This is a genomic window from Rhizobium sp. SEMIA 4085 (assembly GCF_013004495.1).
Lineage (GTDB): Bacteria > Pseudomonadota > Alphaproteobacteria > Rhizobiales > Rhizobiaceae > Rhizobium > Rhizobium gallicum.
Genome location: NZ_JABEPH010000350.1, coordinates 1 through 6,358, shown reverse-complemented (window position 1 = coordinate 6,358; position 6,358 = coordinate 1). Strand labels below are relative to the sequence as shown.

The window sequence follows — 6,358 nt, the reverse complement described above, 5'->3', positions numbered from 1 at the left end:
AGATCTTACACCGCTCGACTCGTGCAGATCTGCCTACGGCGGCAGGCGGCTGCGGGATCGAGTTATTCGATGCTGACGGTAAAGCATATATCGACGCCTCGGGAGGCGCCGCAGTGTCATGCATCGGCCATGGGCACCCGGAAATGCTTGCGGCATTGCATGCTCAACTTGACAAGCTCGCGTATGCTCACACGGGCTTCTTCACTACGGAAGTAGCCGAGCGTCTGGCAGACCGCCTAGTTGCCGACTCGCCTCGCGGTATCGACTACGTCTATCTCGTCAGCGGAGGTTCGGAAGCTATGGAGGCGGCGCTGAAAATGGCCCGCCAGTACTTTGTCGAGAAGGGCGAAAATCGCCGCAAACATATTATCGCGCGGCGTCAAAGTTACCATGGCAATACATTGGGAGCGCTCGCCGCAGGTGGCAATGAATGGCGGCGCGCCCAGTTCAGACCGCTGCTGATCGAAACCCATCACATCGCCCCGTGCTACGCATATCGTGACCGCTTGCCTGCCGAAAGCCAGCATCAGTATGGAGAGCGCGTTGCCAACCAACTTGAGACCAAGATACTTGAACTCGGACCAGACGACGTGATCGGATTCGTTGCGGAAACTGTTGTTGGAGCGACGGCCGGTGCGGTGCCGCCGGTAGATGGATACTTCAAAAAGATTCGCGAAATCTGTGACCGCTACGGTATTCTCCTAATACTCGATGAGGTCATGTGCGGCATGGGGCGCACCGGAACTCTACACGCTTTCGAGCAGGAAGGCATCGTGCCGGACATAATGGCGATCGCAAAGGGGCTGGGCGGAGGCTACCAGCCTATAGGCGCGGTCCTGCTTGGACGTCACATCTACGACGCGTTCGCTTCTGGAACAGGATTCTTCCAGCACGGTCACACCTATATGGGGCACCCTATGGCAGCGGCGGCTGGCCTTGCCGTACAGGACATTATTCGCCGGCATTGCCTCCTTGATAACGTTGTGCGGATGGGGGAATTGCTCGATCAGCGACTTCGTGAGCGTTTCGGCAGTCACAATCATGTGGGCGACATTCGCGGCCGCGGCCTTTTTCGTGCGATCGAAATCGTAGAAGAGCGCTCAAGTAAATCGCCATTCGCCCCTGCGTCGAAGTTGAATGTGGCCGTGAAGCGAGAAGCCATGGCGCGAGGGTTGATGGTTTACCCGATGGGCGGCACAATTGATGGTGTACGAGGTGATCACGTTTTGCTGGCGCCCCCATTCATTATAGATGCCGGCCAACTGGACACGATCGTCGAACGCCTAGGCGACGCCTTAGACGCCGCGATCGCCGCTTAGCGTTGGCTGACCGAGTTAGCAAGAAGTCACGCCAGCGGCTCGGAACGTCGTTGCCCAAGCATCTGGAATACGTATGCGAACGTGAAGAGTTCAGCTTCGGTCCGCAAACTGACTGTCGAAGTAATATGAGCAAAATGGGTAGCAAAGTGTATCATGACGCTGAGTCGGCGACGGGACGTTCATTGCCGCGGGTGGGTTCGGCCTTTGTGGTATTCCTACGCGAGCTGCAGCTCGAATTCAATCCGCAGGGGATGCTGGCAGAGCGCATGCGGGTGGGCGGCGCCGGCATTGCCGGCTTCTATGCCAAGACCGGCGTCGGGCACCGTGGTCGCAAATGGAAAAAGACTCAAGATCTTCGACGGCGAAGTCTATATGTTTGCGACTGGTATCGTCGCGGATCTCTCGATCGTCAATGAGGCCGCGCCGCGTGAAGCACAATCGGATCAGCGCCGGCTTGCTTTGACGCCATAACGCAACGAGGGTGAACGTTCACAGTCGCAACGGTGGTCAAGAGGGCAACGGCTGCCCTCAGTTGTGACCGTGGTGTGGGCGGCGGCCCGCCTTAGGCTTTGCAGGTTAAAGCAACCGAGGGTGCTCGGGTGTGAATTGCCCCGTTTGACGGACAGTCGGCATCGCCTCATTTCTGTGCTCGAGCCTTTCTGTGCCGACGATCCCGACTAAGCGGTTAGGGCGTTACCGCGAAGGGGAACCCTCGCGAACATCGAACGTCACCGTTCCATCATCCCTTACCCGAGCATCGTAGAACAAGCGGTCGCGGACAGAATTGTCCCGATCGAACGTCAGCACCCGCGGCTTGATCTCTGTGATCTGATTTTCCTCAATATATGTGGAAGAGCATATGATCATCTCGTCTCCGACCTGACATGTACGAGCAGCAGCTCCGTTCAGCACGCAGCAACGTGAACCCCTCTCACCGTAAATGACGTACGTGCTGATTCGCACGCCTGAAGCCCTATTCCAGATCTCAACGAATTCCAGCGGAAGAATCCCTGCCTCATCGCAGTGATCTGGGTCCAGAGTTATTGATCCGTGGTAGTTCAATTCCGAACCTGTTACGGTGATGCCATGAAGCTTGGCTGCAACGACCTTTTTCATCTGTAAATTTCCTCTTCTTCCATGGATCGCCAGTTCTACGAACGACGGCAGTGATGCTATTCGCAAGGACAGGAATTGATCGACGTGCCGCTACAGGTCGAGGAGCAGACTAGCAGAGGGCATCGGCGCGGCTCTTTGGTGAGCGTCATCATGGGGACAGCTTCTCCTGATTCCGTGACGTATATACAGATGACCTTGCATCTATCGTGCCAGACGAGAAAAGCATTTAAAAAACATAGTTCTGAATCTGCCATGTCGCGGTCGCACATCGTCGGAGATCGGACAACGCCGAAGGTGATTCAATGGCACACGTGAATCTCGTCGCGCGCGGGAATTCTGTCTGCCTGTTACCCGGCCTTGAACTTCACTATATTCTGCGCCTTCTAAACCGCGCACAGCCGAGGAGGCCGGGGCGCAACTCTCAGCGAGAGCGAAAGGCGCGGCGGGCCGGATGCATAGAAGGGAGTGGCGTCCACCCCGCGCCATCGGCAAAGGCCAAAACAGCAACTGCTTACTGATCCGGCCGAGGCGGCTTTCGCCGCCTGATGAGAGTTCTGCCGTGGAACCACGTTGCCGTCGGACTTGAAGAGCGTCGCGCCTGTCACGGTTGCATTGACCGCGCAACTCGCCGCGATAGCATCAAGCCTCAGCCAAAAATCAGCCGAGTACGGCTCCCTAGGGGTGGCCAAATTTATCCTGATCAATCTGCTCTCTTCGTGCTCTCCTTGTACCAACGTTCGGCGATCACCTCTTATTGGGCGCCACCGGTACTGGTGCGGGAAGCGGGCCATAGATTGCTCTATTGACCAGGGGTCGGAACTGGTGTGATCGACCAATCGATTAAGCCGACCGCGCGCTGAAGGATCTCCTTGCTCTGAGCTGGGCTGGGTGAAACGGCGATTACGTGCCCGATGCGGTCTCGGACATCACCTTTTCTGACGATCGGCGTCTTGGGGGCAATATACAGTTTAACCTCGGCGACACCTGGAATGGCAGCCGCCAGACTGTCGCCATCGATCCAATCGAGTGTACCGTCGCGATCAGGAACGAGAATCCGCGCCGCCGCAGTGTGCGAATGTCTTCTGCGCAAATCCCATTCGTCGCCGATGACAAGCTTGATGTGCTCGGTCACGAGATCGAGACCGCAAGCCAGCCAGACCACTCGCGGAGTAATACCAGTCGCAAGACGCGGATTGACTTCAATGACGACTGGGCCATGTCTCGTCCACCGGAACTCAATGTTCGTTGGTCCCCAGCCAAGGCCGAGAGCTCGCAGACAGATCAGCGAAACATCGGCGATGCGTTTGTGCTCGTCCTCACTCAGCGGGGCCGGAAAGACGCTGTCCCGAAAGACGAAATGTGGTGGACGGTCGAAGTCAGCGGAAGTAATCCCAATGACTGCATTTCCCATTATCTCGGCTTCATAGTATGGGCCTTGTGCGAATTCTTCGACCAGTATTCTTGGCGAAGTCCGCCATATGTGCTTCCCGCCCAGCAGATAGATCGTATGCTCGGTCAACTCATCGACGGTGCGGCACAATCGGACACCGCGGGCACCGTTGCCGACGGCTGGCTTAAGAACCACCGGCAAGCCGATTTCGGCCGCAGAGCTTTCAACCTCCGTTGCATCCGCTGCCAAGCGGTAAGCAGGCATAGGAACGCCAGCCTTCGCGAGGAACTGACGTTGAACGAACTTGTCGAGGCAACGTTCAATCGATGCAGGGTTCGGCCCAGGGAGATCGAAATGGCGGCAGAGCCTACCAACTGTCGCATAGAGCGACTCATCCGCAAAGCCAGTAATGCCGGCAATGTCATAGGTCGCACGCAGCCGGCAACATTCCTGTAGCAGGGCATCGATGTTGCCTGTATCGACCAGGAATGCCTCAAGTCTTTCCGTCGCAAGATAGTCGTACTGAGCTGGATCAGCTGACAGTGTAATTGGATGAAGCCCAAGACGCTGGGCCGCTTTCATGTATAGCAGGCCAATACTCCTGTGCCCTTCAAGCAAGATGAGTGCTCTTCTTTTCATTCCCATTGACCCTCGGTTTTATGCTATGCCTCGGTCCGGGTATCAATTGGCCTCAACTTTTTTCAGCCGAGCCTGACCTTAGACCAGTGCGGTGAAGGTATCATTGTCAGAGCTTCGTGTTGGCAAAGATTCTGTAAATTTACATGAAAGTATTGTTGCGCCGGCTGAAATCAAAACTGAACCGGTACGCACAATCCAAAACACCGCTTCTACGAACATGCGGTTGTCGCGGCCCGGACGAACCGCGCGTGCGCTCATCACCAATGATGTGGTGCGATATCCGCTCCCACTGCTCGTCCCGACGGATCAGACGATCCAAAGCACCCATGACTGCCTCCAAAAGACAGTCTTGATGATGTGGCCCCCGCACCGGCCGATCGCTGCTAGGATGCGAGCGGATCACCGAAGCGATAGAAGGAGCATTCGCGATGAAGATCGCCACCATTGGATTAGACCTGGCAAAAGCGTGTTCCAGGCACCACGTTAGGGAAGTGGCTTCACCGAAAGCAGATGATACCCTTTTTTTCAAAACTCCCGCCCTGCCTGATCGGAGTGGAGGCCTGCGGAACCGGGCACTATTGGGCCCGCACGCTGGTCGCCATGGGCCACGAGGTTCGGCTCATCCCCCGTCCTACGTGAAGGCATATGTTAAGCGCGGCAAAAGCGACGCGTTGGATGCCGAAGCAATCTGCGAAGCGGTGCAGCGCCCGACAATGCGTTTTTGTGCCTGTCAAAACGGTGGAACAGCAGAGTATTCTCATGATCCATCGTGCTCGGTCGTTGTTTGTTCGCCAACGGACCATGGTGGCAAACGCATTGCGGGCCTATCTGGCAGAATTCGACACTGGCACATCAGGCCCTGTCTGAAGCCAAGCGTGGCGGGATCACCAAGGCAGGCATCACAAGGGCGCATTGGGTCCTCATAGAACACATCGCTTCCCCCGCGTGTAAGCCGACGATCCAGGCGCGGCTGGAGGGATTACCAAGTTCGAGACATTGCCTGGAAGGCCAGGTGAGGCTTTGCGCTCGATATCGACTGTCACAAGATGGATGTCGCGGAGGTTCGTAAGGGCCGCGCTTGACAGTCACCTTTGACTTGGCACCGTTGCCAGCGTGGGGACGTGAGGGGCTGTAGATGGTTCCTGTTCGCCGAGGGCCGGAAATGGTGTAATCGACCAACGGATTACCTCGACGGCATGCTGAAGTATCGTCTTGGTCCGAGTACCGGTAGGTGAAGTGGCGATGACATGTCCGATCATGTCTCGGTAATCGCCTTTTCTGATGATAGGCTTCTTGGGCTTAACATAAATTCTGACCTCGTCCACACCTGGCATAGCATCCGCCCGAGTTTCACCATCGATCCAATCGAGGATGCCATCGCGATCAGGAACTAGGTACCGCGCCGCCGCAGTTTGCGAATGCCTTCTTCGTAAATCCCATTCCTCGCCGACAACAAGCTTGATGTGTTCGGCGATGAGATCCACACCGTAGGCCAGCTGAATCAGTCTAGGCGTGGTCCAACCCGGAAGACGCGGATTAACTTCGATGACGACTGGCCCGCGCTTCGTCCATCGGAACTCAATGTTCGCTGGGCCCCAGCCAAGGCCGAGAGCTTGCAAACAACTCAGCGAAACATCGACGATACGTTTATGCTCGTCATCTGTTAGCGGGGCCGGAAAGATGCTCTCGCGAACGACGAAATGCGGTAGGCGGTCGAACTCGGCGGCACCAATTGCAATGACTGCATTTCCCATTGTGTCAGTGCTATAGTATGGGCCTTGTGCGAATTCTTCGACCAGTATCCTGGGCGAACACCGCCATATGTGCCTCCCGCCCAACAGATAGGCCGTATGTTCGTCTAACTCCTCGCACTCGCTGCCGAATCGGACACACA

At 56.4% G+C, this 6,358-nt stretch carries 4 protein-coding genes and 3 pseudogenes; 3 read left to right on the top strand and 4 right to left on the bottom strand.

The genetic code is table 11. From position 1 onward, the window contains the following. Positions 1 to 2: 2 nt before the first annotated feature. A complete protein-coding gene (locus tag C9413_RS26000) occupies positions 3 to 1,319 on the top strand; it encodes an aspartate aminotransferase family protein (RefSeq protein ID WP_170251093.1) in 1,317 nt (438 codons plus the stop codon). A gap of 221 nt (positions 1,320 to 1,540) precedes the next feature. After that, positions 1,541 to 1,730 (top strand): annotated as a pseudogene (locus C9413_RS25995) (CoA-transferase); the annotation flags it as partial. Between the two features lie 282 nt (positions 1,731 to 2,012). Here the strand turns inward: C9413_RS25995 and panD are convergent. The 3 genes and pseudogenes from panD to C9413_RS25980 form a co-directional block, all read right to left on the bottom strand. Next, positions 2,013 to 2,435, bottom strand: coding sequence for an aspartate 1-decarboxylase (gene panD / locus C9413_RS25990; RefSeq protein WP_040114288.1), 423 nt, complete (start codon positions 2,433 to 2,435; stop codon positions 2,013 to 2,015). Between the two features lie 799 nt (positions 2,436 to 3,234). Continuing rightward, the gene (locus C9413_RS25985) at positions 3,235 to 4,464 is read right to left on the bottom strand and encodes an acetyl-CoA carboxylase biotin carboxylase subunit family protein (RefSeq protein WP_040114287.1); all 1,230 of its coding nucleotides are present in this window, start codon (positions 4,462 to 4,464) and stop codon (positions 3,235 to 3,237) included. A 177-nt stretch (positions 4,465 to 4,641) separates the two neighbouring features. Then, positions 4,642 to 4,792 (bottom strand): annotated as a pseudogene (locus C9413_RS25980) (transposase); the annotation flags it as partial. Between the two features lie 100 nt (positions 4,793 to 4,892). On the opposite strand from C9413_RS25980, the pseudogene C9413_RS25975 reads away from it, so the two are divergent. Further along, positions 4,893 to 5,304, top strand: a pseudogene (locus tag C9413_RS25975) (transposase); the annotation flags it as partial. 245 nt (positions 5,305 to 5,549) lie between these two features. Here C9413_RS25975 and C9413_RS25970 read toward each other — a convergent pair. After that, positions 5,550 to 6,358, bottom strand: an 809-nt coding sequence (locus C9413_RS25970; RefSeq protein WP_170251092.1) for an ATP-grasp domain-containing protein, incomplete at its 5' end; no start/stop codon positions are given.